The sequence below is a fragment of the Bacillus sp. RO2 genome, from assembly GCF_012911845.1.
Lineage (GTDB): Bacteria > Bacillota > Bacilli > Bacillales > Bacillaceae_I > Sutcliffiella_A.
Window position 1 is genome coordinate 1 of sequence record NZ_JAAXCU010000028.1, and the last position, 23,398, is coordinate 23,398.

The window sequence follows — 23,398 nt, forward strand, 5'->3', positions numbered from 1 at the left end:
TGCTTGTTTGACTCATGTTTCTGGCATTTAGTGTCCTTCTATTTGACCGTTCTTCTTGTTTGACCAGTGCTTCGGGCATATAAAGTCCTTCTATTTGACCGTTCTGCTTGTTTGACCCGTGCTTCGGGCATTTATAGTCCTTCTATTTGACCGTTCTGCTTGTTTGACCAGGGCTTCGGGCATTTAGAGTCCTTCTATTTGACCGTTCTGCTTGTTTGACCAGGGCTTCGGGCATTTAGAGTCCTTCTATTTGACTGTTCCGCTTGTTTGACCAGGGCTTCGGGCATTTAGAGTCCTTCTATTTGACTGTTCCGCTTTAAAAAAAACCCTCAATCCCCAAAAGGATCGAAGGTTTTACCATTTAATCTAATCTTAATGAAAGGAAAGCGCCTTTTGCTCCTTCCCGTCACTAAGAAAAAGGGTTTCCGCCGTTGATGCGAAAAGCTCATCAAATAACGCAGGATTATCTACTAAAGATACGCCGTAACTAGGGATCATCTCTTGCAACTTCTCTTTCCATTCAAACATTTGCTCAGGGAAGCATTTTTCAAATACTTCGAGCATAACGTGAACGGCGGTGGAAGCTCCTGGAGAAGCACCTAGCAACGCCGCTATAGAACCGTCGGATGCACTAACCACTTCCGTACCAAATTGAAGAGTACCTTTTCCGCCTGCTTCCGTGTCCTTGATGACTTGAACACGTTGACCTGCGACAACGATCTCCCAGTCTTCACTTTTGGCGTTCGGGATAAATTCGCGCAGCTCATCAATACGCTTTTCATTAGATAACAGCACCTGTTGAATCAAGTACTTGGTCAGCGCCATTTCTTTGAATCCAGCCGAAAGCATGGTCATGACATTGTATGGCTTTACGGAGCCGATCAAGTCCAGGTTGGAGCCGGTTTTCAGAAACTTCGGTGAGAAACCTGCAAATGGGCCGAACAGCAGGCTCTTTTTGTTGTTGATGTATCTAGTATCAAGGTGCGGCACAGACATTGGTGGCGCGCCGACCTTTGCCTTTCCGTATACTTTTGCGTGATGTTTTTCAACCACTTCAGGATTGTTACATACTAGGAACAGACCACTAACAGGGAATCCGCCGATATTTTTGGATTCCGGGATACCGGTTTTTTGCAACAGTGGCAGACTTCCCCCACCACCGCCGATAAATACGAATTTGGCATGGTGATATTCCACTTGACCAGTTTTCCCATTACGGATTTTTAGTTCCCAGGAACCGTCGCTTGCGCGCTTAAGGTCCTCTACGCTGTGCTCATAATGAACTTCTACGTTGTTCTTTTCCAAGTGTTCAAACAACATGCGAGTCAGCGCACCGAAGTTCACGTCTGTACCAGAGTCGATTTTTGTTGCCGCAATCGGCTCCGTTGAGGTGCGGCCTTCCATCATAAGCGGCATCCATTCCTTCAGCTTTTTCGGATCTTCAGAGTATTCCATTCCTTTGAAAAGCGGGTTAGCTGATAGCGCTTCCATACGTTTTTTCAAAAATGTGACATTTTCTTTCCCTTCCACAAAGCTGATATGTGGAATTGGCATAATAAAGTCCTGTGGGTTACTGATTAGGTTTCGTTTGACTAAATAGGACCAGTATTGACGTGAAAGCTGGAATTGCTCGTTAACCTTTACCGCCTTGCTGATATCCATGGTTCCGTCTGCTTTTAAAGACGTATAGTTCAGCTCGCATAATGCCGCATGTCCCGTTCCTGCATTATTCCACTCATTTGAGCTTTCTTCCCCTGCACTTGCTAGCTTTTCAAACACTTTAATATTCCAATTCGGTGCAACTTCCTTTAATAATGAACCTAAAGTCGCGCTCATGACACCGGCACCAATTAAGATAACGTCTGTTTTATTCTGCATGTTGCTCATCATTACACATCCCCTAAATTTATAAAAAAGAGCAGGCGCTATTGCTTCTAGCATCCTAAAGGCATAACGCTACCTAAAAACATACTTTGTCCATCTTAATCTCTATCATATCATATTTCGGGCTAATTTTTCACCAGATTACACCCTATTATCTGATTATTTTAAACTGTCTGGAGCAAAAAAGAAAACGGTACTGCAAGCCTCCACAAGTAGCTGTAGCTCACTATACCGCTTCCGCTATTAATCTCTTTCTCTTGCGTTTTGCGTGTCTCGAATATTTTTCTGGATGGTGATGGCTGCAAATAAGCTGAGCACGAAGGACATGCCGTAAAATCCTTTTTCACTTAGAATGATACTTCCGGCATTATAGAGGCCGATCGCCATTAAGGAGATGGAAACAATAAGGGCAAACCAACTGAGCCCGTAATAGATGCCAGAAACAGGAATATCTTCTTCCCGATCTCGTACTGCTTTTTGTAAGGAAACGGCTGCATACAGACCGAAAACCAATACAGCGAAATAGTAGCCCTTCTCATTCAGTTCCATCGTAGCATTGAACAGGCCGATTAAATAAGCGGAAACTCCAACCACAAGGGCTGCCCAGCTTGCGCCTTTAAAGGCAGCCGTTGGTTCCCCTTCTTTTCTTTCTACTTTAACCTTTGGTTTATTTTCGTCTCGTTTTAATAACGGGTTATCATTCATCTCTGCCATGCCATTCTCCCCTTTACTGAGTTCACATATGGTTAATTATAGCAATATTTTACAAATAAGAAATAGGGTAATGGTAAATTTTCTATGCTTCCTTCACAATCTTTTGTATATAGAAAACATAGCATTGTCGGTCTTCATCAATTTCCGTGGAATCGACATGGCATTCCCCAATTCCAGGGAGGTGTACAATATCCTTCAACAACAATTTGATGGCTTCCCAGTGGCTTTCCAATGGTTGTGTGTGAAGGAGCGGCATATCTTGAAGGTATTTAAATTCTCGAAACTCCATGTGAATACCGGCAGGGTACGATTTTTCCTTATAGAAATTCCTGGCTACCTCATCTTTTTCTACTGTAATTGTTTCGGTACTGTTATCTAGAGAGCCCTCATTGCATATTAATTTATATTGAATTCCTTCTTTTATGAAATAAGTGCACAGCTGTCTTGCAAATATTTCATCTTCGCTAATTTTTCCTTTTTTGTATTCATAAATGGGATCATAGCTGCCTCGATTTTGTAAGTAATATATCAGTTCCATTAGGGGTACACCTACCTGTCTCTATTGTCATATATGTTCATCATAGCAAAATTACGTAGATTCTTCTGCCAAATTATTAAAATTTCCTCCTATTCATTTCCTATTTTTGTTACTATTAGTTTAGTCCATTAAGTAAGAAAGGAGTAATCCTCATGACAAAGACAAAAAAAGTTTTAAGTAGTGTTTCTGCCACCATATTCGCTTTGGGTATGACAGGTTGCGGTTCCAATACGGAGGAAGTCAGTTCGCTGCCCCCAGAGCCATTAGATGACCGTTGTAATGAGTATGAGTGGGATAATGAAGAGGGCGTCTATCAATGCGACGATGAATCATCTAGCTATTATCGCAGCTATTATCACGGAGGGAGCTTTTTTGGAAGTAAGTCTTCCTTAAAAAAGGATTCGTCTTATAAGAATTATCGTAACAGCTCTTCTTACAAATCCAATACAACGCCAAGTAAGGGATTTGGCAGTGGTTCCTCTTATAGTGGAGGTTGAGTTAGATGAAAGAGCAAGCGTATCAAACTGCTCGAGAGAATTTTTATGCAAAGTTCCCTGCCTTCTGGAGCAATTTATATGGCCAGGAATACGCCCTCTATTCCCTTTATGAAATAGAGGAAGAAGAAGCTTCGCATATTCGTAAAGTGACCAAAAGAGTAGGGAGAATTTTTTCGAAAATGGCAAAGCTGCTGCGGGGACTTGAGGAAGAAACCCTTCTCGAACTTGGGTATCCTAAAGAGACCATTCCATTCCTGTCGATCAAGGAAATGGAGGCTGAGTCCGTGATCTCCCGGGTGGATCTGGTAAAAACGAAAGATACATATAAAGTTTTGGAGATTAATAGCGACACGCCAACGTTTATTAAAGAATTGTTTCAAATGAACGGGGAAGTTTGTAAAGAATTTAATCGGGCAGACCCTAATGCCCAAGAAGAGGAGCGCTTAGGAAGAGCGGTAAAGAATGCAATTTTTGAGAGCTATCAGGTTTTGGGTAAAAAAGAGTTTCCGAACATTGTGTTTACTTCTCATGATGAAAATTTTGAGGATAAACAAACGGTATTATATTTAAAAGATATTTGTAAGCTCCCTGCTCAATATGTTCCCCTGCACAAGCTTAAAATTATTGAAGGGGAAGCGTTGTTGGATGAGGAAGGAAGAAAGATTGATGTCCTGTATCGCCAGACCTTCCCAATAGAATCGCTCATATTGGATAAGGATCAGGAAACTGGTGCGAATGTTGGCCTACAGTTGTTAGAGTTGGTCCGCTTGAAGAAGCTTGCCATCGTTAATCCATTAAGTGCCTTTCTTTTACAATCCAAGGCGGTGCAAGCCATTATTTGGGGGCTGCATGAACAAAATAGTGATTATTTCACACAAGAGGAGCATGAGTGGATCAGTGCGTATTTTCTCGCTACTTACTTAGAGCCCACCCCTTTTCTGACTGCAGGGGAAAAATATGTGGAAAAACCTACCTTTGGGAGAGAAGGCGATTCTGTCAAAATTTACACGCATTCAGGGGAAAAGATTGATGAAGATCCAAACAATAGTTATGTAGATTATGTGCAGGTCTATCAAGAGTATATAGATTTGCCAAAAGTCTCATTTCAAACAGATAACGGGGAACAAGATGGTCATATGATGATTGGTGCTTTTCTTGTGAATGAACAAGCAAGTGCATTTGGATACCGTTTAGGAAAACAAATTATTGATAATTTATCTTATTTTATGCCTGTAGGGTTTAAACATACGAAGGAGTGATTGGAAATGGGCAGCTATTTAGCGTCTTTTGGTTTATATGCTGGAACAGCGTTTGTTTTACTGTTTATTGGGTTATTTTTGTTCGATTTAACATCTAGGAATGAGAAAATCAAACTTGTTTCACAAGGAAATACAACGGCAGCATTGGTGATGGGAGGAAAACTGCTTGGTTTGGCATTTGTCATAGGGTCCGCCATCGCACATTCCGTATCGTTCTTGGATATGGTTATCTGGGGAGTTATTGGGATCGTGGCGCAAATCGTCTTTTACGTGCTAGCTGAAGTAGTCACAATCAACTACAGCATTAAGGATGCAATCAATGAAGATCGTGTGTCTGTGGGGATTTTATTGATGATGTTCTCCTTGTCCATCGGCTGGATTATTGCCAGTTCATTAACCTATTAAATAATAAAAGCTCAAAGCATTCATTGCTTTGAGCTTTTATTTATCCTACTTTAAACTTCGCTTCATAGGTATTTTTATCACAGATGATATATAGTTTTGCGTCGCTTGGAATCTTCTCATCCAACCTTCTATTAATGTCCAGCTCTTTTCCGTTCGATAATAATGTCGCTCCCTTATCGAGGATTTCATGAAATGCTTGCCTATAGGTGCCCCAAGCAGGGTCAGCAGCAATTTCATAAATATTATCTCCATGCATTCTGCTGGTAAGCTGTCTAAATAAATGCGACGACCCGTTGTACATTGTAGCTTTTGCCAATAATCGAGAAGCGGTTTCCCCAGAAATGACAAATTCGTCTACATTAGCATGGGAGAAGTTTGGGATACTTTTTTCTTTTCTAATTTCCACAATCGTATAGATATTGCGGTTATGTAATTTCGAAAGCCGTTCAACAGACGATGCGACTAATAGTGTTTTTCCATCCGAAAGCGAGGCATCTTCTATCATGTCGTCTGAAAAGATCGTCACAGATTTAGCTTCAAGAACATTTGCTTTTAGCAATACAGCATCTTCACTTGCATCTCCTTGTACATAATCAACCTCTAACTCACAAGGATTTGATTTCTTAATATCTATTAGTACAATCTGTGCATTCTGATTATCTTCTAAAATTTCCCCCATCGCTCTTTCGGTTTTGTCTGTCCAGCCAACAAAGATAAAATGATTGGTCTTTTTACTATTCAACTTCCCCTCCCCCTTCCATTTACTATAAAGTGCAAATAGATTAACAACCTTTCCGATCAACACACCGATAAGTCCGATGCCAAAGATAAATAAAAACATGGCAAAACTCTTTCCTGCAACGGTTTGTGGAGAAACATCGCCATAGCCCACGGTAGTAACCGTCGTCATCGTCCACCATAGTCCTTCAAATACAGTTGGAAATGTTTCCGGCTCTAACAGATGCATAGTGAGTGAACTTCCTGCAATAACTAGAATGGAAACAAGTACTATAGCAAAATTATTTGTTTTGACTACATTTTTAAAAAATCTCTGTAAAATCCACACTTCCAATCCCCCCTTTTTTCACCCTACCTCCGCCAACACTATCCGGTTTCTTCCGCCATTTTTTGCTGCATAAAGAAGTTTATCTACTTTTTCTACTAGAAGATTCGGTTGTTCTCCGTTTTGTTTAGCCGAACCAAAGCTCATGGTGACGGTGAATGCTTCCCCTTTGTCGTAAAAAACATGACTAGCTACTGCTCGTTTCATTTCATCAAGCACTTTTTTTACATCAGATTCTTCTGTGTAATAGAGAATAAGGGCAAACTCTTCTCCACCATATCGGAAAGCCTTTCCCTCTTTGTTGGAAAGTACAGAAGTCAGGATTTCCCCAATTTTCCGCAGCACTTTGTCTCCCGTAACATGTCCATATTTATCATTAATAGATTTAAATTTATCAATATCTGTTAGCGCGAGGTAGAAGGATTTTTGGTCAAGGAGGTCATTTCGCAAGCATTCCTGAAAAGAACGGTGATTAGCTAGATTGGTAAGATAATCGCGATTTGCCGCTTCCACCAACAAGCTATTTTCCCACTTATGTTTACGCTCTCTAGAAACGATGATGCCTCCCAATCCACCAATAAGGAGTAGAAAAAGCACCGCACTAACATAGTGAATCATGATATGTGGGGAAGTGGCTTCTTGCGCTTGCACGAAAAAAATGACCGAGTACACTAGCGTAAAGAAACCAGCTGCAATCATACCGCCTAGAAAACGCCAATAAACAGCGACATGCAGAATAATTAAATAGGCTAAAGGAAATAGCGGACTATCCAAGCCACCGGTTAATGGGACTAAGGCTGAGAACGCAATAAAGTCAAAAAACGGTCCACCCTTTGTCATCATGACATACATCCTGGAGCCTTCAGGTGACTTATGCAAGTAGTAATCAGATATACCCATATATAGAAAGCCAAAAATAACTAATAATACAAATAAAGTAATCTTCCATTGAATAGGATTATCCATAGTTTGAATGGCAAAGACTACAATTGATAGAACAAGAAAAAACCAACGCAAAGAAGAAAAAATTATTTCCAGTGCATGATGCGACTGGTAAGCATTCTTTAAAAAAGCATTCATCTCATTCACATCCTGTATATACTTATTGACTTACGGGTTAAATGGACAGACACTGCGACCCATTAAGAAGCGAGATCTGACAAGACAGTCCTTATTTAAGCCGATCTAGTCTGCCCTTTGCCTCCAGAGGCACCCGATGCCCAAACCAACAATCCTATCCCAAACATCAAAAAGGCTAACCCTACCCAAGAAGTAACAGTCAAATTTTCCCCTAACAGAAACACTCCAAACAATGCTGCTGTCAAAGGCTCTGCCAAAGCAAGCGTAACCGCGGTTGATGAGGAAACATGCACCAAGCCTCTTGCAAAAAGAAAATAGGCCACACCTGTCGTCATGACACCTAGATATAAGACAATGCCCCATCCGCGCACCTCTGCGATCCAAGCCATATCATAGATAAATAAAAAAGGTGCTAATAATACGGAACTGAGCGTAAACACTACCGCGATAATGGAGAGAGACGGGAATTTCCCCACCAGGTCCCGACTAACCAATGCATATACAGCAAACGAAAACCCTGCACCTAAGGCCATCAACATCCCGTAAGGATCCATCACGACAGAATTCTTATTTAAAAAAATCATCATACAGCCCAAGATAGACAGACAAGTGGAACTCCACCAAATTCTACCGGGACGTCTTTTTAGAAAGAGCCATTCCAGAAACCCGGAGAACACCGGTGCACTCCCTATCGCAACTACCGTCCCAATTGCCACCCCCGTTACCGTCACGGCAGTGAAAAATAGTGGCTGAAACATAGCCATGCTCAACGCAGCGAGAACCGTTGCCCTCCATGGCCAGTTCTTTAAGCTCCACCCACCTGTCAGAAAAAGAAGGACCAATAAAAAAGAGCCTCCAACCGCTAAACGGGCAGCCCCGATGGCCACCGGATGTGCCGATTGAGGAGCGAAGGACTGGGCCGTGCCTGTGGTTCCCCAAAGGACGGCAGCAAATAATATTAGAAAAGAAGCTACTTTCCCCGTCAAAGTCCTCACCTCATAGTAAAAATATGATCGCACCTGCCCATCCTAACGGTTTTTATTGATAGTTTATATTCATTACTTCATATGTATTGTCACACACTTTATTTCTGCCTGTTCGTTTTGCCTTGTATAAACACTCATCCGCAATATAAACCATATCGTTTGTTTCACTTACGGTTTCCGGGTAAGTTGCTACACCTATGGAAACTGTTATGGTTATTGATTCTGTAGCAGAAACATAAAATTTGTATGCTTCTACTGCTTTTCTGATACGTTCCGCTATTTCCATTGCATGAGGATGCGGGCTGTCAGGTAAAATAACCGAAAATTCCTCTCCTCCGTTTCTAGAAACCACATCAAACGAGCGAGTAGTATTTTTAAGAATCTTACCCAATTCTGCTAGAATCGTGTCGCCTACTGGATGCCCATATGTATCATTGACATGTTTAAAATGGTCGATATCAATGAATAGTAACGATAATTTTTCACCTTTCGTTGTAGCATTATCGATTAGCGAATTCCAAATAGCATCGAACTGTCGGACATTATTTAATCCGGTAAGAAAATCCGTCGTGGATTCTTCTTCATATTTCATCAAGAGATACTGCGTTTTTCGTATATATTCTACAAAGAAGACAGAAGTAAAGCCGCCAACAATAGAAATTATCCAATAGGAAGGTATTAAACTTTTTAACACACCGTAATCCTTGACCAGAATGTAAATAAATACACTGAATACTATGTTTGAGAATAGGATCATAGCCAAGCTTTTTTTAAAAGAATGACGACCTATGTTATATTTCACACTTAGTTTGTTTATGAAAACAAAACCTATCATCAAAATTGCCATCATGATGAATGCTGCAACAGCAGAAGTAGTGAACCCAAATATAAATCTACCAATTATAATTAATATTGTACTAATAAAAGCTTGCGGGAAACCTAAAAACATAATAACCAGCATGACAGGTATGTAACGTAAGTCGACAATTGTTTCCTGCGTTACCTGTATGGAATAATACATCAATATAATACCTAAAAGTCCTCCAGCAACCCCATCTATCAATACGGAGAAAATATAATTTCTTTTTTCTAATTGAATTTTCCACCTTAATTGTAAATAAATAAATATTAATGAAAATAAAACACAAAGATTGAAAAATAAATCATTAAATAAATCTAACAAACACCATTTCCTCCTTTAATCTATGCTAAGAAATCCTCTTATTTATAAACTATTCAAACCCACCTCAATAGCCTTAACTATTTTCTATTTAATTCCAATATCTTTTAATAGTATAGCATCAAAATTCTTAGAAATGGATGTTTTGTGGTAAAATTTTTATGATATTAAATAAGTTAAATCTGATGTTATGGGATGTGAATTCGTGTTAGATAATTAATTCTTTCTTACATATTTCTGTAATTATCTACCACCATTTATTCCAATAAATGATAAAATGAAGTCAACCTATTAGACAAGAAAAAGGAGCAATCTTTTTAATGGAAACCATTTCAAGTTCATACCACTTACCACTAGTGCTACTTTCCATCATGATAGCTATCATGGCGTCCTACGCAGCACTAGATTTAGGGATTCAAGTCCGTAAAACGAAATCATTTGTACAATTGGCTTGGGGAAGCGCAGGTGCTTTAGCAATGGGGATGGGTATTTGGGCGATGCATTTTGTCGCTATGCTCGCCTTTCATCTAGACATACCTGTTCATTATGATTATCTTTTGGTTATTGTATCTATTTTGCCGGCTATTCTATCTTCCGGCATCGCATTATATATCATCAGCAGAAAAAAAATGAAAAAAGTAGACGTTTTTCTCGGAGCCTTCTTTATTGCAACAGGAATAGTGTCCATGCATTATACCGGAATGGAAGCCATGATGATGGATGCAGCTATTGTGTATAATCCTTACTTGTTGACACTCTCCGTACTTATCGCATTTGTTGCATCTGTTGTTGCTATTTATCTTATTTCTTTTGTGAGTAAAAACTATCAATCTAAAAAAATATGGTGGAGAAAGCTTTTAAGCTCCCTTATCATGGGTGCTGCAATTTCTGGTATGCATTACACGGGAATGGCTGCAGCAAGATACGAGGCACATTCTCACCAAACGCACGGATACGATGCCTTTAATAGTACCTATTTGGCCTATGGAATAGCACTTGTCATTCTTATCTTACTAGGATTTGTGTTTGTGAGTGTGATAATTGATCGCCGTTTTGAGAATCAATCGATTATTTCGGAGAGAAGATTCTTATCAGTTATTGAATCAGCTAATGATGCTATTATCATTTCTGATAGCACTGGGACCATTATCTCTTGGAACAATGGAGCAGAGAACATATTCGGTTTTGTGAAAAAGGAAGTAGTCGGCCAAAAGCTTCAAACCATCATTCCAAAGAGATACCAGCAGGCACATCGAAAAGGAATGGAGCGTTACATAGCTTCTGGGGAACCGAAAGTAATTGGAAAAAAAGTGGAATTAGAAGCCGTGAAGAAAGATGGAAATGAAATACCTATCGAGTTATCACTGGCCGCTTGGAAAGAAGAAGAAGCGATTTTTTTTAGCAGTATTATAAGAGATATTACGGATAGAAAAAGAAATGAGAAGAAAATAAATCAAATGGTGTATTTGGACCCGCTAACAGGCCTTCCGAACCGACTATTATTAAACGACCGCTTATCTTTAGCAATGGACCAAGCTGATCAGAATAAACACTCCCTGAGCATTATGTTCATTGACTTAGACCGTTTCAAATATATTAATGACACACTTGGCCATGCGGTTGGAGATCAGCTATTAATCGAGGTTGCTAATCGTATTCAGTCGTTCTTGGGTAAACACGAAACGTTATCCAGACAAGGTGGGGATGAGTTTATTGTATTACTTCCACAAACAACTGCTTCTGAGGTGACCAAGCGAGCGAAAGCTATTGTTGACGCCCTTAATAATTCTATGATTCTGGACGAGCAAGAGTTATTTATTACCCCATCTATTGGGATTGCCATGTATCCCACTGATGGAAAAGACATCGATACTTTAATAAAAAATGCCGATACCGCCATGTACCAAGTGAAGGAGCGCGGTAAAAATAATTTTCAATTTTATACACCAGAAATGAATGAAGCCGTTTCTAGAAGAATGCAGTTGGAAATTGGTTTACGAAAGGCACTGGAACGCCATGAATTTACGGTTGCTTATCAACCGCAAATAGACGTAAACTCCAATCAAATAATTGGTGCAGAAGCACTCCTTCGCTGGAACCATCCAGAGTGGGGCAGTATCTCACCTGCAGAATTTATTCCAATAGCAGAAGAAACGGGACTCATCCTGCAAATTGGAGAGTGGATTTTAAAAGAAGCGTGTCTGCAAAACAAGCGATGGCAAGACCAAGGCTTTAAACCGCTACGGATAGCAGTTAATATCTCCTCTCGCCAATTTCAACAAAGTGACTTACTTGATCGAGTGAAAAACATCCTGAAAGAAACAGGTTTAGAATCACATTATCTGGAGCTAGAACTCACAGAGAGTATTATCCAAGATTCCAAACATGCCGTAGCCAAAATGCAACAACTGAAAGAAATGGGGATACATTTATCTATCGATGACTTTGGAACAGGATATTCCTCCTTAAATTATCTAAAGACATTCCCAATTCACACTCTAAAAATTGACCAAAGCTTCACTAGAAATATTTATGCAGATCCAAAAGATGCTTCTTTAGTAGAAACCATCATTACAATGGCTCACAACTTAAATTTAAAAGTAATAGCAGAAGGAGTAGAGACAGAAGACCAACTCAGATTCTTACAGCAACATCGTTGCAATGAAGCACAAGGCTATTATTTTAGCAGACCAATATCCGCAGAAGATATGAGCGGGATGTTGGAAGGCAGTACTATTAAAATTTCATAGTATTAACCGTGTTACGTCATTAGGGTGGCGTAACACGTTTTTTTTAAGAGAAAGACTGTCCAATCCTCCTCCCAAAAACCACCTTTCATCGCCATTGGGATTCACTCGGACCTATTCCTTCCGTCCAAACTCCCCAAAATAATTTTAGTCCTTTAGGCAAGAATAAAATTGTATTTGATAAATGGTTAGAAACGAGTGATTGGTGAATGTTTTTAAAGTATAAAAACTTTTTTGCAACTCTTGCTCAATGGAGCTTCTTTGGAAGCATAATTGGTTTATTGGTGGGCTCGATCACTACTTCCCTTTTAAAAACGAATGATTATCTCGGAGATGTACGATTACAAAACGATTGGCTGATTCTCCTACTTCCCTTTGGAGGTATTATCATCGGTTACCTATATATGAATTATGGAAAAGTTTTTTTGAATCACACGTTAAATGACACTTCCGAATTAAATAACCTGGTAATTGACGCCGTTCATGGAGAAAAAAAAGTGCCTATGAGAATGGGACCAATCGTCTATATTGGGACTTTTATCACTGTCATCTTGGGGGGCTCAACAGGAAGAGAAGGGGCAGCTATTCAAATGGGGAGCAGTGTAGCCTCGGCAGTCAACAACTTTTTTAAAGTAAGTAAACAGATTAGACACCAAAATGATCATCATGAGCGGAATAAGTGCTGGCTTTGGTGCTGCCTTTGGGGCACCCATAACAGGTGTTGTTTTCGGAATGGAAATGGCCGCATTAGGAAAATTGAAATTTGAAGCAGTGGTTCCATGCCTTACGGCGAGCTTTGTTGCACACTATGTCACTACTGGTGCTTGGGGACATAAACACGAGGAATTTATCATCCAAAGCGTACCAGAAATATCGTTTATAACGTTCATGAAAGTGATACTTCTATCCGTGATATTCTGTCTGGTCAGCGTTTTATATTGTCAGTTGCGGCACGAAATACAACATTTCTCTGAGAAGCTGTTTAAGAAGAATCATATGAAGAGAGCCTTTTTTGGAGGAATCTTAGTAGTAGCCATCACGTTAATGATTGGTTCCCAAGACTACAACGGCCGGGGAATAGAAATGCTAGAACTATCCTTCAAAGAAGAAGTTCCTCCCTTTTCTTTCCTGGCGAAACTTGCTTTGACTGCGGTTACGCTTGGTAGCGGCTTTGTAGGAGGGGAAGCCATTCCATTATTCTTTATGGGCGCAACTTTAGGCAATGCCTTACATACTTTTGTTAACTTACCTCTGTCCTTTGTCGCTGCATTAGGATTAATTGCCACTTTTAGTGCAGGAACCAATACCCCGCTTGCAGCTTTCCTTCTGGCAATGGAGATGTTTAACGGAAAGGGATTAGAATACTTTTTTGTTGCCTGTCTCATCAGTTATCTCTTTTCAGGACATCACGGACTGTGGCCTTCCCAGAAAATTCATGAACCGAAAAGCAGGTTATTTCAACTCCCCCCAGGAGAAACCATTAAAAAGGCAGAAAAAAAATAAAGTGTTACGTCTTGGAGGCGTAACACTTATTATTTTAAGGTTTGGGGCAGTCGAATCGTCAAAAAACCGACGGATTACCTGTCCCATTGGACTTCTTACTTATATTTTTTTAACAACTCATCTGGAATATGACAATAATCATCCGGACATCTCGATAACCTGTCCTGATGCTCCTCTGCACTTCTCACATAGTTTGAAAGTGGCAATACTTCCACCACGATGCGGTCAACATCCCTTCTCTTTTGAATAAACGACCTCGCCTCTTCTAAATGTGTATCCTCTTCACTATACACGCCGGTTCTGTATTTCTCGCCCACATCCGCTCCTTGTTGATTCAAGCTATACGGATCAATGATCTCAAAGAAATATTCCATTAATCTCGTTACCGTCACAACCTCCGGATCAAAACCTGTTTTTACACATTCCGCATAGCCATCATATTCACCCTCAAGCGTATTACTGGTCCCATTCGCTCTTCCCGCTTCCGTAAACATCACACCAGGCAACGTCTTAATAAATGCCTGTACCCCCCAAAGACATCCACCCGCAAAATAAACTACCTCCATATTATCGCCCCCTCTTTGCTTGGGTTAAGGGGACAGGCACTTCGGACCCATGTCCACTTTAACGTACAAACGGGCTGAATAACCTGTCCCCTTGACCCACCCTTTACTTAAGATTAAGCCAAATGCCAATATAATTCCATGAAAACTCGTCCTTTTTTAAACCAAACAAAAGATATAGGAAAAAATAGATTTACTACATTATTTTCGTTTGGTAAAATGTTTTGCGTAAGGTAAACTTTTTTAGTGTAATACATATAATGCAAAAGTACGATAAGGCTTTCAACTGTCATAAAAAAATCAAGAAAGATGAGGAGGAGTAGTAAGATGGCAATTAAATTAATGGGGAATCAGAAAGGGTGGTTATTTCCAGCTTTAGTGGTGATCATGCGTGTGCTCTTTGGGCTTGGTTGGCTATTAGCTGGCGTAACGAAGATTACCGACAAATCGTGGTTTAAAGAACCTGGCGTATTTCTTACTGACTATTTAAATCATGCATTAGAGAAGCCTAATGTCCCATTTTTTTATAAAGAATTTATCGAACACGTAGCTTTAGAATTTGTGATGACGTTCAATTATGTCCTCCCTATTCTTCAGATTATTATTGGTGCATGCATTATACTCGGATTTATTACTATTCCATCTATTATTATTTGTCTTTTGATGCATGTTAACTTCATCCTTTCAGGAAATATGAATCTAATGAGCCTTGTTCTTTATACGAGTGCGTTTTTATTAATTATTTTTCGCAAGGAAGTTTATCACCTCAGCCTTGATAAACGTACTAACATAAATAGCCTAATTAAAACAAGTAATAACAATATAGAAATGCGCCAACCCATAGATCCTGGAAAAGAAAAATTGTTCAGTAATACCTAATCCTTTAATTAAAAATGTCTATTATCATGGAGATAACCCAATACAATAATCCAAGGATATTTGCTATTACCAAAAAGTATAAGATGAATGTAGTTATTTTCAAATTGAATACTTCCTTTACTAATTAGTTTAATAGTTGTACAAAGTACTTATTTTTAAGAAAGGCTCTGTAAAACACCGCTGTTAATTTACGCATTAGGCTTCGCTTTACTAGGGGCGTTTGGGGAGCCTCAAGAAAAAAATCTATCGTTTCTATTATAAAAGTAACATTATGCAATGGAAAATAGAGTTTCAAATGATCACTCCTGCATGAATGAGGGAAGTACAAGCCTAGGTAAACCATAGGAGACCGTTTAATTTAATAGACGGTCTCCTTTAAAATTTGTATTCCATTCCAAATTGTTCATGTATAATACTGGTGTGCCAATTGTAAAAAAAAGGGGATGTACTAGTGGAAAAATCAGTGAGGAAACACTATATAGATGGTATAAGAATAGTAGCCATACTATTACTCATTCCATTTCACACTGCAAGAATCTATGACTATTACCCGTTTTACATAAAAGATGACCAAAGCATGATCCTTCAATTGTTTGCTATATTTTTGTCACAATGGCGGATGCCTATTCTTTTCTTGGTTTCTGGTGTAGGAACCTATTTTATCCTTCGTTCTAGAAGCAACAGAGCCTTTATCCATGACCGTTTGAAACGGTTGCTCATTCCCTTTATTTTTGCTGTTATCGTAATTGTACCTCCTCAAGGATATTATGCCGCCTTAAGTAAGGGAATCATTCCTGCTACTACAAGTTATTGGGAGTATTATCCGACCTTCTTTACCTTTGATCTTTCTCAGATAGACGGATTTACAGGTACATTTACGCCGGCCCACATGTGGTTCATTTTATTTTTAGTCGTGTTTTCGCTATTAAGCATATCGGTCTTTGGTTTTATTCAAAAAAAGGAAAGTTTGATAACTTCATCTACCCCTTCATGGCTTTTATACGTATTAATTATCCCTATTTTCATTACGGATATTGCCTTATTAGGCATGGAGTTTAACCCTTTCTACTATTTTACTTTTTTTCTTTATGGTGCATGCATCGTAAAAGAAACAGAATTAGAGCGCATGATGGTGAAAGAACGAGGTCGCCTATTGATCCTTGCGATCGTAGGTATGAGTGCTGTGTTATTCCTCTATTGGCAAGACATCACAAACGGCTTTGCTACTCCACTCGTATTATTCACCTTGCTACAGTCCATCACCACCTTTGCATGGATGTTTGCCATGCTTGCTAATTTCAAAACATATATGAACAAAAAGAATAAATGGATTTCATCTGTGAATATGAAGGTATTTACCATTTATATACTTCATCAAACACTGATTGTGGCAATCGGGTTTTATATGCAAAAACTATCTATTTCTATATGGTCTCAATTTATTCTTATTAACCTGTTAACTTTCATCTCCATTGGTTTGATCTATTTTCTTTTCATCAAACGCTTTGCCGTTGTAAAAACGTTATTGGGAGCGAAGTAAAGACCGCTTATTCTCCCATTCTAGAGGAAAAAAAAATGACCCTTAGAGGGCCATTTCCAAATTCCATTATTACTTCAAAAGCGATTTCAATTTTCCTGTCGCTTCATCCGTATTCCTAATAAACGATACAAGGTGTTCGTTTTGGTTATTATGCGTTTCAATCGCAGCTGCAATCTCTTGAAGGGATGCAGTGGTTTCCTCCATAATGGAGGCAAAATCACTAACGGATGATTCAATGGTAGTTGATGATTGTCCAATGTTGGAGGTAATTTGTTCGAACTGCTGCACAGCCTCGTTTAATCCCTTAACAGTGTGATCAATCTTTTCAAATACGCTAATCGTTTGTTTTGTCATATCGACACTTTCCTTCATTTTCCCTGCGTTGTCACTCATCAGTTTTTGAGAAGTTATCGTGCTTTCATTTACATCCGTAAGGTTATTCAATATTTGGTTCGCTGTACTGGATGTGATTTCAGAAAGCTTCCTAACTTCCGCAGCCACAACGGCAAATCCACGTCCACTTTCCCCAGCTCTGGCCGCTTCAATGGATGCATTAAGCGCAAGCAGATTTGTCTGAGAAGCAATTTCCTGAATGGAATGAGCAAACCCATTTGTTTCTTGAATTTTTTGCCCAAGGCTGTCCATTGTATCCGATAATAATTCAAGGGACTGTTGAAAATCAATATTCTTCTTTAATAAAAGATCAGCGGAATGGCGACCATCTTGGGAAGCGGAATATGTTTGTTCCGTTTCCATGCTTACAAGTTTTGCTGAACGGACTAGTTGAACGACAATTTCATTCAGGCTTTCCACCGAAACAGTAATGGATGAAGCGGAATCATGTTGATTCGCCATACCGGATGATATTTCCGAAATAACGATGTTCATCTCGTTCATCGAATGAAGTTGCTCTTCGCTTTGTGTTCGAATGTTTTTAACATTCTCCGTGATAGTTACGGTATTCTCATCAATTAATTTGGTATGCTGCTTAAGGGCTTCTAACATTTCTTGCGTACGGAGGTGTTGTTCTTCAATATCTTTCTTCATAAAAGAAGCAATCCGATTTTGAAATAAGAGATTCAAGGATATTGCACCATACACAAAGTAATAGGTTACGATAAAATTAGTAGACTGGTAGTAACGATCTGGTGTTTCTATGAAATAGGCAATACTTAATCCAATTCCAAAGATAATTGCCATATATAAAATAGGCCTAATATTATAAATCGCTATGACCGTTAGTAAGAAAAAGGGTAAAAGCATCATAATTAAATAAGGTGAACTCATCATAATTAAATATAATACGATGGAAATACCTATGACTGTTATGTAAGGTGTCTTTAAAACGAACAAGTTCTTCTGATTTAAGAATAGTAACAGCAAGATAAATACTGCCCCACCAATTCCTACTGTTAAAATAATATTCATCGGTTGTTTAATAGCAATGGACACTATTATGGCCAAAATAACAGATATCATCGAAACGTTACTCACTAGTTTGTTTTTACGCTTTATATCTATAATATTTAAGTCTTCTTCTACTTCTACTACATTACGGTCTAACACTTAACTCCCCCTAGGACTTACTACTTATTTTTTCTCTTTTTTTCGACAGCGATTACCCATTTTCATAATATATAGAAATATTGTACAGTTTTTATCTATATATTGCCAAAGGTATTTTTTAGAGTAACAAAGTGAACCAATACCCCCTTTAATTATAACCGCAATAAGAATAATGCCCGTTTTTATATAAAAGTCAATGAATGCCCTATCAAACTCTCTCAACATGCATATTATATCTATGAATCTATGAAAATAATAAGGAGGTTTAAGAGATGGATGAAAATATTGTAACATCTATAAAGAATAGCTTACTGGGGAATATCTGCAATCTCCCTCATTTTGGCGGGCATTTAATGACTATTGTCGATGAAGAAGGCAGAAGTAGAACCTCGCTTGCAAGCCAAGAGGTTTTAAGACCCGGAGAGATTGGCGTTGTGTTTTGCTTGCCTATTTTTGGGGCTCCAACGAGAAGATTACCAGACGTAAACTTATGTGGAGAAGAGTATGTTAGAATCTTTTGCGGTTTAACCACACTGGATGTATATTGCGAAAAAAGAGTAAGTGGCCCGCCAACACAAACGGTATCAATGAGAACAGGGGAATTTGTCGTCATTACATGTGATCGATAATTCTATCTAACTTTAGACACAAAGGGATGGTTTTACTGCTAGGGTAGCAGAGAACCGTCCCTTTTGTGCATTTTCATTTTCCTTAAAGGTGGACAATGAAAAGGAAACCTCCGTGTAGACGACCTTATGTTACATGGTATAATAATTCTAACTATTCATAAATATCCAATTTTTTTAGTTTTTGGTAAGCGCTAACATTTTAAGGGGGTTATGGTTTGGAGGTTGTAACAAAGAAAAGGTTCCGGATATGGCCAAGAAAAAGAAGATGGCAAGTCACCATTTCGATCGCACTGGCAATTCTATTTCTTGCTAGTATCACAGTTGGTTACTTGTACTGGCTTCTAAATAAGAGCGTACCGCAAACAAAAGGCACCATGGAAGTAAGCGGACTAATAGAAGTAGTCAGCGTTTACCGGGATGAGGCAGGTACTCCTCATATCCATGCTAAAAATCAGCATGATCTTTTTTTCGCACAGGGCTATGTTACAGCACAAGATCGTATTTTTCAAATGGATTTAAGTAGAAGACAAGCATCCGGTATGCTAAGTGAGGTTGTAGGAAAACAAGCACTTGATCGGGACAAATTTTTTAGAACGCTAGGATTAAGAAGAGCTGCAGAAAAGTCGCTGGATCACTATTCTGAAGAAGCGAGGAACGCATTAGCTTCCTATGCTGAAGGCGTGAATCAATATATTAAACAGGCGAAAGCAGCCAATACCCTACCTATCGAATTTACACTCATGGGGTATGTACCCGAAGCGTGGTCTGAACTGGATTCTCTTACGATTGGAAAATATATGGCCTTTGACCTTGGGGGGCATTGGGAAGGGCAAGCGTTTCGTCATCATCTCATTCAAAACTTTCCGGAGGACAAAGCACTAGAACTTTTTCCAAGCTATCCGGAAGATGGTCTTACCATTATCCAAGCAGTAAAAGACTCCACCATTGATATCGGAAAAAGCTTTGCCGGAGCCGTTATCCCTCACGAATTTAACGGCAGTAATAATTGGGTTGTAAGTGGCGAAAGATCTGAATCTGGCTTCCCGATACTGGCAGATGACCCTCATCTTGGGTTGGCAACACCAGCAATATGGTATGAAACACACCTGCAATCCCCAGAAATCAACGTCAGTGGTGTCATTTTTGCAGGAATTCCTGGAATTATTCTTGGCCGAAATGAAACCATTTCTTGGGGTGTGACGAACGTTGGACCGGACGTACAGGACCTCTACATAGAAAAGCGCAATCCAGATAACATGCATGAATTCCTGTTTAACGATAAATGGGAGCCCGCTGAAATAATAGAGGAAAAAATCTTTATTAAAGACGAAAAACCACTAGATTACGAGGTAGTAGTGACAAGGCACGGACCCATCATGTCTGAGTTCGCACAATACAAAGAACAGGATACCGCACTTGCCATGAAATGGACGGCACTAGAACCTTCCACAGAGCTCGAAGCCGTACTGAAGTTTAGTAAAGCAACAAACTGGGAGGAGTTTGAAGAAGCCTTAACATACTTTCATACACCAGCGCAAAATTTCGTCTTTGCTTCTACAGATGGAACGATTGCGTACCGGGCGAATGGACTTATCCCTATTCGAAAGAAAGGAGACAGCTTACTTCCGGTACCAGGTTGGACAGATGAATATGAATGGGAAGGATATATACCGTGGGATGAGCTTCCAACCGTTGTAAACCCCCAAGAGGGCTACATCGCAACAGCAAACTACAAAGTGGCGGGAGAGGAGTATCTTTACCATATCTCGAATATTTGGGCTCAACCATACCGTCAACAAAGAATTCAAGACGTTCTAGAATCTAAAGAGAAGTTAAATGTAGAGGACATGATGCAACTTCAATTCGACCATTATAATCTCCAAGCAGAAGAGTTTGTCCCAATACTATTAAAAAATACAGATGTTTCTAAACTCAGAGAGATGGATAGAGAGGCTATTGAGACATTTAAAAATTGGGAGTTCACAGATAGCACTGATTTAGCTGCTCCCCTACTCTTCCACTTTTGGATGGAAGAGATCGCAAACATGTTGTTTAATGATGAGATTAGCGAAGACGTGCTAAAACTCTTTGCAGGAAAAGGAAACGTGGTAGACCAACTGATACGGGATGCACATCAAGGAGAGGAAGGAATCTGGATGACAGAAAAAGGCGGATTACAGAACGTTGTGCAGGAATCTCTCAAAAATGCCGTTAACCGCGCGAGCAATTTCCAAGGAGAAAAGCCAACTGATTGGAAATGGGGAGAAGTGCATGCAGCCGAGTTCTCTCATCCATTGTCAGCCGTTAACCCTTTACACCTCCTATTCAATAGAAAAGGGGCTATTCCAATGAGAGGAAGTAGGGTGACGGTGGGAGCTGCTGGCTGGAATAGTGAAACAGGAAAAGTAAACCACGGTGCCGCCTGGAGAACAATTGTAGACATGAAAAACCCATTAGAGAGCTATAATGTCGTCGGTCCAGGTCAGTCTGGGCATGTAATGAGCCCTTGGTACCAAGATCAGATGGATGACTGGACCCAAGGAAGATATCATCAGACATTAATGAGTGATGAGTATCGCGAGGAAGCTAAGGTGCTAGTGTTACAACCAAAATAAATAGTAAAAGCATATAGAAAGCGAGTAAACTTAATTATCTAGTTTACTCGCTTTTCTACTATTTATTTTAAAGGGTCTGTTAAACACCGCTGTTGATTTCCGCAAATGGCTTCGCTTTCCTAAGGGCTGACGTGAGCCTCCTCGGCTATGCCTGCGGGGTCTCCACCTAGCGCTATCTCCCTCAGGAGTCTTCGCCTTTTGCTCCAATCAACAGAAACCTATTCCCTACCCGGCTGCTGCTCTCCTTTACCCATATTTCTTCTGGTGATCTTTTTTTCTTTTAAGATAATCCTTATCCTCTCTCGCAAGCTTCCATTTTTCCTTGAAAATGGCTGCTGATTCAGCTTTAACGGGGTCAACCTGCCTTTCGTTTACCTTGCCATTCTCGTCATATTTCTTTCCACCTTTATAATTGGTGTAACGGCGGGCTCGTGTATAACCCATCTGCAGAAATTTTCTTGCCATGTCCATTCCAACAAAATCCTCTTTTTCCTTATAGTCAAGGAACATCTGATAGATTTTATCCGATGACTCCTCTGCAATTTGCGGGTTTTTAAAGCGCCAATGCTGTAGGATTTCACTCTTATAAGGCTCTACCAGCAACACACCCTGTTCTCCCCTGCCAACCCTATACAGTTCAGGATTCTTACGAAAGTCTATTTTCATAAAGTCCAATTCATAGTCGAACGCCATGGCTGTCACCCTTTTTATTTGAGGTTTACCCTTGGCAGCCTTTTAGTATGCACAGAAAGTTCCATTGCAACATCTTTCATTCTTAAAAAGGAGAAACAATCCACCCTCTATCGTCCTTGTATTTCCTTTATTCCTTTCCCACCTAGAAAGGCATGTCCTGTCTGTAAGGTTAAGGCTTTAGAAAAACCGTAACGACTATACACCTTTTCGACTCGTTTCGTAATTGGATAAATCCATAATTTTTCTAACTGAAGGGTTTGGGCTTCTTGTTGAATACGTTGTAGCAACAAACCAATTAGCCCTTTTCCTCTATAGGCTTCGATTGTCGCGACACTTTCTACACGACCTTGATTCCCATGAACAAATAAGCATGCTGTAGAACAAGGTACTCCGTCATACCTTAAGAGGAAATGCGTATAACGCTTATCGTTAAATTCCATTTCAAACGCCTTTTCGCGAACTGATCTCCCTCCAAATTCCTCTATCTGACATTCCACCTCCACCGCTTCAGGATAATTCGAAGCTGTTACCTTTTCGATCGTGATATTCTTATTCACTGTTAAAGGTGTTACCTCTCCATCCCATTGCTGAATGAGCTCCGGAAAATCTTCAAACTGAAAGCCCTTCTCTTTTAATAGATGGATAAAAGAGGTTAAAGATTCTATGTTATATAAATAAAATCTAGGGATAACTTGTATTTGTTCATAAAAAGAAATTACCTCATCGATTACCTTTTCTGGCTGCTCTGGTAATTCACTAACACGGGCATGATTAGCATCATAATAGTCTGGTTGGTCTTGATTCCAGAACATGACACCCCAAGGTAGGTCTTTTCTATTAGAAAAAGATTGTAAAAGGGCAAAATTTAGTTCCTCTAACTGCTTTAACACATCCATCTGTTTCCCACCTATTCCTGATTTTTTACTATTTTCTCATTTCCACATCCCAACGATAAATCCCTTTAATCTCTTTCGTTTATCTATAAACTGACCAACTGCGACGGTATCGGGACTAAGGTAGAAGAAAACCTTTCCTATTATATTAATCGGTTTGCTAT

At 39.6% G+C, this 23,398-nt stretch carries 21 protein-coding genes; 10 read left to right on the plus strand and 11 right to left on the minus strand.

The genetic code is table 11. The features are described 5' to 3' along the window. Window positions 1-372 precede the first annotated feature (372 nt). The 3 genes from HF078_RS05400 to HF078_RS05410 all read right to left on the minus strand — a co-directional run bounded on the left by HF078_RS05400 (window position 373) and on the right by HF078_RS05410 (window position 3,136). On the minus strand, window positions 373-1,887 hold the full coding sequence (locus HF078_RS05400) for a malate:quinone oxidoreductase (protein WP_169290274.1): 1,515 nt from the start codon (window positions 1,885-1,887) through the stop codon (window positions 373-375). A 240-nt stretch (window positions 1,888-2,127) separates the two neighbouring features. Continuing rightward, entirely contained in the window at window positions 2,128-2,598 is a 471-nt protein-coding gene (gene yiaA, locus HF078_RS05405) for an inner membrane protein YiaA (protein ID WP_148987055.1), read from the minus strand. 82 nt (window positions 2,599-2,680) lie between these two features. Continuing rightward, on the minus strand, window positions 2,681-3,136 hold the full coding sequence (locus HF078_RS05410; RefSeq protein ID WP_169290222.1) for an RNA helicase: 456 nt from the start codon (window positions 3,134-3,136) through the stop codon (window positions 2,681-2,683). 152 nt (window positions 3,137-3,288) lie between these two features. Between HF078_RS05410 and HF078_RS05415 the strand changes: the two genes are divergently transcribed. The 3 genes from HF078_RS05415 to HF078_RS05425 are packed head-to-tail and all read left to right on the plus strand — an operon-like array spanning window position 3,289 to window position 5,297. Beyond that, the gene (locus HF078_RS05415; RefSeq protein ID WP_168862529.1) at window positions 3,289-3,633 is read left to right on the plus strand and encodes an aminotransferase yhxA; all 345 of its coding nucleotides are present in this window, start codon (window positions 3,289-3,291) and stop codon (window positions 3,631-3,633) included. A 5-nt stretch (window positions 3,634-3,638) separates the two neighbouring features. Next, complete coding sequence (locus HF078_RS05420; protein WP_169290223.1) at window positions 3,639-4,892, plus strand: glutathionylspermidine synthase family protein; 1,254 nt, start codon at window positions 3,639-3,641, stop codon at window positions 4,890-4,892. A 6-nt stretch (window positions 4,893-4,898) separates the two neighbouring features. Then, entirely contained in the window at window positions 4,899-5,297 is a 399-nt protein-coding gene (locus HF078_RS05425) for a DUF350 domain-containing protein (RefSeq protein WP_148987051.1), read from the plus strand. Window positions 5,298-5,337: 40 nt separating this feature from the next. Here HF078_RS05425 and HF078_RS05430 read toward each other — a convergent pair whose 3' ends face one another. The 4 genes from HF078_RS05430 to HF078_RS05445 form a co-directional block, all read right to left on the minus strand. Further along, window positions 5,338-6,363, minus strand: coding sequence for an ion channel (locus HF078_RS05430; RefSeq protein ID WP_169290224.1), 1,026 nt, complete (start codon window positions 6,361-6,363; stop codon window positions 5,338-5,340). Between the two features lie 18 nt (window positions 6,364-6,381). Beyond that, window positions 6,382-7,440 carry a GGDEF domain-containing protein gene (locus HF078_RS05435; protein WP_169290225.1) on the minus strand — a complete coding sequence of 353 codons (1,059 nt, stop codon included), beginning with the start codon at window positions 7,438-7,440 and terminating at the stop codon, window positions 6,382-6,384. A 95-nt stretch (window positions 7,441-7,535) separates the two neighbouring features. After that, window positions 7,536-8,426, minus strand: a complete 891-nt coding sequence (locus HF078_RS05440) for an EamA family transporter (protein ID WP_169290226.1) — start codon at window positions 8,424-8,426, stop codon at window positions 7,536-7,538. Window positions 8,427-8,478: 52 nt separating this feature from the next. Then, entirely contained in the window at window positions 8,479-9,447 is a 969-nt protein-coding gene (locus HF078_RS05445; protein WP_481747997.1) for a GGDEF domain-containing protein, read from the minus strand. A 479-nt stretch (window positions 9,448-9,926) separates the two neighbouring features. On the opposite strand from HF078_RS05445, the gene HF078_RS05450 reads away from it, so the two are divergent. The 3 genes from HF078_RS05450 (at window position 9,927) to HF078_RS05455 (ending at window position 13,856) form a co-directional block, all read left to right on the plus strand. Beyond that, window positions 9,927-12,356, plus strand: coding sequence for a bifunctional diguanylate cyclase/phosphodiesterase (locus HF078_RS05450; protein WP_240951679.1), 2,430 nt, complete (start codon window positions 9,927-9,929; stop codon window positions 12,354-12,356). A gap of 206 nt (window positions 12,357-12,562) precedes the next feature. Next, window positions 12,563-13,120, plus strand: a complete 558-nt coding sequence (locus HF078_RS21165; RefSeq protein ID WP_346775315.1) for a chloride channel protein — start codon at window positions 12,563-12,565, stop codon at window positions 13,118-13,120. Continuing rightward, the gene (locus HF078_RS05455) at window positions 13,020-13,856 is read left to right on the plus strand and encodes a chloride channel protein (RefSeq protein ID WP_346775316.1); all 837 of its coding nucleotides are present in this window, start codon (window positions 13,020-13,022) and stop codon (window positions 13,854-13,856) included. The genes HF078_RS21165 and HF078_RS05455 overlap by 101 nt, the downstream gene beginning before the upstream one ends. 95 nt (window positions 13,857-13,951) lie before the next feature. On the opposite strand, the gene HF078_RS05460 is transcribed toward HF078_RS05455, so the two are convergent. After that, window positions 13,952-14,422, minus strand: coding sequence for a peptide-methionine (S)-S-oxide reductase (locus HF078_RS05460; protein WP_169290228.1), 471 nt, complete (start codon window positions 14,420-14,422; stop codon window positions 13,952-13,954). A gap of 324 nt (window positions 14,423-14,746) precedes the next feature. Here HF078_RS05460 and HF078_RS05465 point away from each other — a divergent pair, with 324 nt between their 5' ends. Both HF078_RS05465 and HF078_RS05470 read left to right on the plus strand, forming a co-directional pair. After that, complete coding sequence (locus HF078_RS05465) at window positions 14,747-15,298, plus strand: hypothetical protein (protein WP_169290229.1); 552 nt, start codon at window positions 14,747-14,749, stop codon at window positions 15,296-15,298. 451 nt (window positions 15,299-15,749) lie between these two features. Beyond that, window positions 15,750-16,838, plus strand: a complete 1,089-nt coding sequence (locus tag HF078_RS05470; protein ID WP_169290230.1) for an acyltransferase family protein — start codon at window positions 15,750-15,752, stop codon at window positions 16,836-16,838. A gap of 69 nt (window positions 16,839-16,907) precedes the next feature. Here the strand turns inward: HF078_RS05470 and HF078_RS21170 are convergent, their stop codons facing one another. Beyond that, window positions 16,908-18,317: a methyl-accepting chemotaxis protein gene (locus HF078_RS21170; RefSeq protein ID WP_481747998.1), complete on the minus strand. Its 1,410-nt coding sequence runs from the start codon at window positions 18,315-18,317 to the stop codon at window positions 16,908-16,910. A gap of 359 nt (window positions 18,318-18,676) precedes the next feature. Here HF078_RS21170 and HF078_RS05480 point away from each other — a divergent pair, with 359 nt between their 5' ends. Next, on the plus strand, window positions 18,677-19,033 hold the full coding sequence (locus HF078_RS05480; RefSeq protein WP_169290232.1) for a hypothetical protein: 357 nt from the start codon (window positions 18,677-18,679) through the stop codon (window positions 19,031-19,033). Window positions 19,034-19,248: 215 nt separating this feature from the next. Beyond that, window positions 19,249-21,648 (plus strand): penicillin acylase family protein, encoded by a 2,400-nt coding sequence (locus HF078_RS05485; RefSeq protein ID WP_169290233.1) that lies wholly within the window; start codon window positions 19,249-19,251, stop codon window positions 21,646-21,648. Between the two features lie 246 nt (window positions 21,649-21,894). On the opposite strand, the gene HF078_RS05490 is transcribed toward HF078_RS05485, so the two are convergent. After that, entirely contained in the window at window positions 21,895-22,341 is a 447-nt protein-coding gene (locus HF078_RS05490; protein ID WP_169290234.1) for a DUF4385 domain-containing protein, read from the minus strand. Between the two features lie 107 nt (window positions 22,342-22,448). Then, window positions 22,449-23,237 (minus strand): GNAT family N-acetyltransferase, encoded by a 789-nt coding sequence (locus HF078_RS05495; RefSeq protein WP_169290235.1) that lies wholly within the window; start codon window positions 23,235-23,237, stop codon window positions 22,449-22,451. Window positions 23,238-23,398 lie beyond the last annotated feature (161 nt).

What these genes read in the sequence shown, in the direction of transcription:
- HF078_RS05400 (WP_169290274.1), bottom strand. Translation starts at nt 1,887, where the DNA reads ATGAGCAACATGCAGAATAAAACAGACGTTATCTTAATTGGTGCCGGT.
- yiaA (WP_148987055.1), bottom strand. Translation starts at nt 2,598, where the DNA reads ATGGCAGAGATGAATGATAACCCGTTATTAAAACGAGACGAAAATAAA.
- HF078_RS05410 (WP_169290222.1), bottom strand. Translation starts at nt 3,136, where the DNA reads ATGGAACTGATATATTACTTACAAAATCGAGGCAGCTATGATCCCATT.
- HF078_RS05415 (WP_168862529.1), top strand. Translation starts at nt 3,289, where the DNA reads ATGACAAAGACAAAAAAAGTTTTAAGTAGTGTTTCTGCCACCATATTC.
- HF078_RS05420 (WP_169290223.1), top strand. Translation starts at nt 3,639, where the DNA reads ATGAAAGAGCAAGCGTATCAAACTGCTCGAGAGAATTTTTATGCAAAG.
- HF078_RS05425 (WP_148987051.1), top strand. Translation starts at nt 4,899, where the DNA reads ATGGGCAGCTATTTAGCGTCTTTTGGTTTATATGCTGGAACAGCGTTT.
- HF078_RS05435 (WP_169290225.1), bottom strand. Translation starts at nt 7,440, where the DNA reads ATGAATGCTTTTTTAAAGAATGCTTACCAGTCGCATCATGCACTGGAA.
- HF078_RS05445 (WP_481747997.1), bottom strand. Translation starts at nt 9,447, where the DNA reads ATGTATTATTCCATACAGGTAACGCAGGAAACAATTGTCGACTTACGT.
- HF078_RS05450 (WP_240951679.1), top strand. Translation starts at nt 9,927, where the DNA reads ATGGAAACCATTTCAAGTTCATACCACTTACCACTAGTGCTACTTTCC.
- HF078_RS21165 (WP_346775315.1), top strand. Translation starts at nt 12,563, where the DNA reads ATGTTTTTAAAGTATAAAAACTTTTTTGCAACTCTTGCTCAATGGAGC.
- HF078_RS05455 (WP_346775316.1), top strand. Translation starts at nt 13,020, where the DNA reads ATGAGCGGAATAAGTGCTGGCTTTGGTGCTGCCTTTGGGGCACCCATA.
- HF078_RS05460 (WP_169290228.1), bottom strand. Translation starts at nt 14,422, where the DNA reads ATGGAGGTAGTTTATTTTGCGGGTGGATGTCTTTGGGGGGTACAGGCA.
- HF078_RS05465 (WP_169290229.1), top strand. Translation starts at nt 14,747, where the DNA reads ATGGCAATTAAATTAATGGGGAATCAGAAAGGGTGGTTATTTCCAGCT.
- HF078_RS21170 (WP_481747998.1), bottom strand. Translation starts at nt 18,317, where the DNA reads ATGATATCTGTTATTTTGGCCATAATAGTGTCCATTGCTATTAAACAA.
- HF078_RS05480 (WP_169290232.1), top strand. Translation starts at nt 18,677, where the DNA reads ATGGATGAAAATATTGTAACATCTATAAAGAATAGCTTACTGGGGAAT.
- HF078_RS05490 (WP_169290234.1), bottom strand. Translation starts at nt 22,341, where the DNA reads ATGGCGTTCGACTATGAATTGGACTTTATGAAAATAGACTTTCGTAAG.
- HF078_RS05495 (WP_169290235.1), bottom strand. Translation starts at nt 23,237, where the DNA reads ATGGATGTGTTAAAGCAGTTAGAGGAACTAAATTTTGCCCTTTTACAA.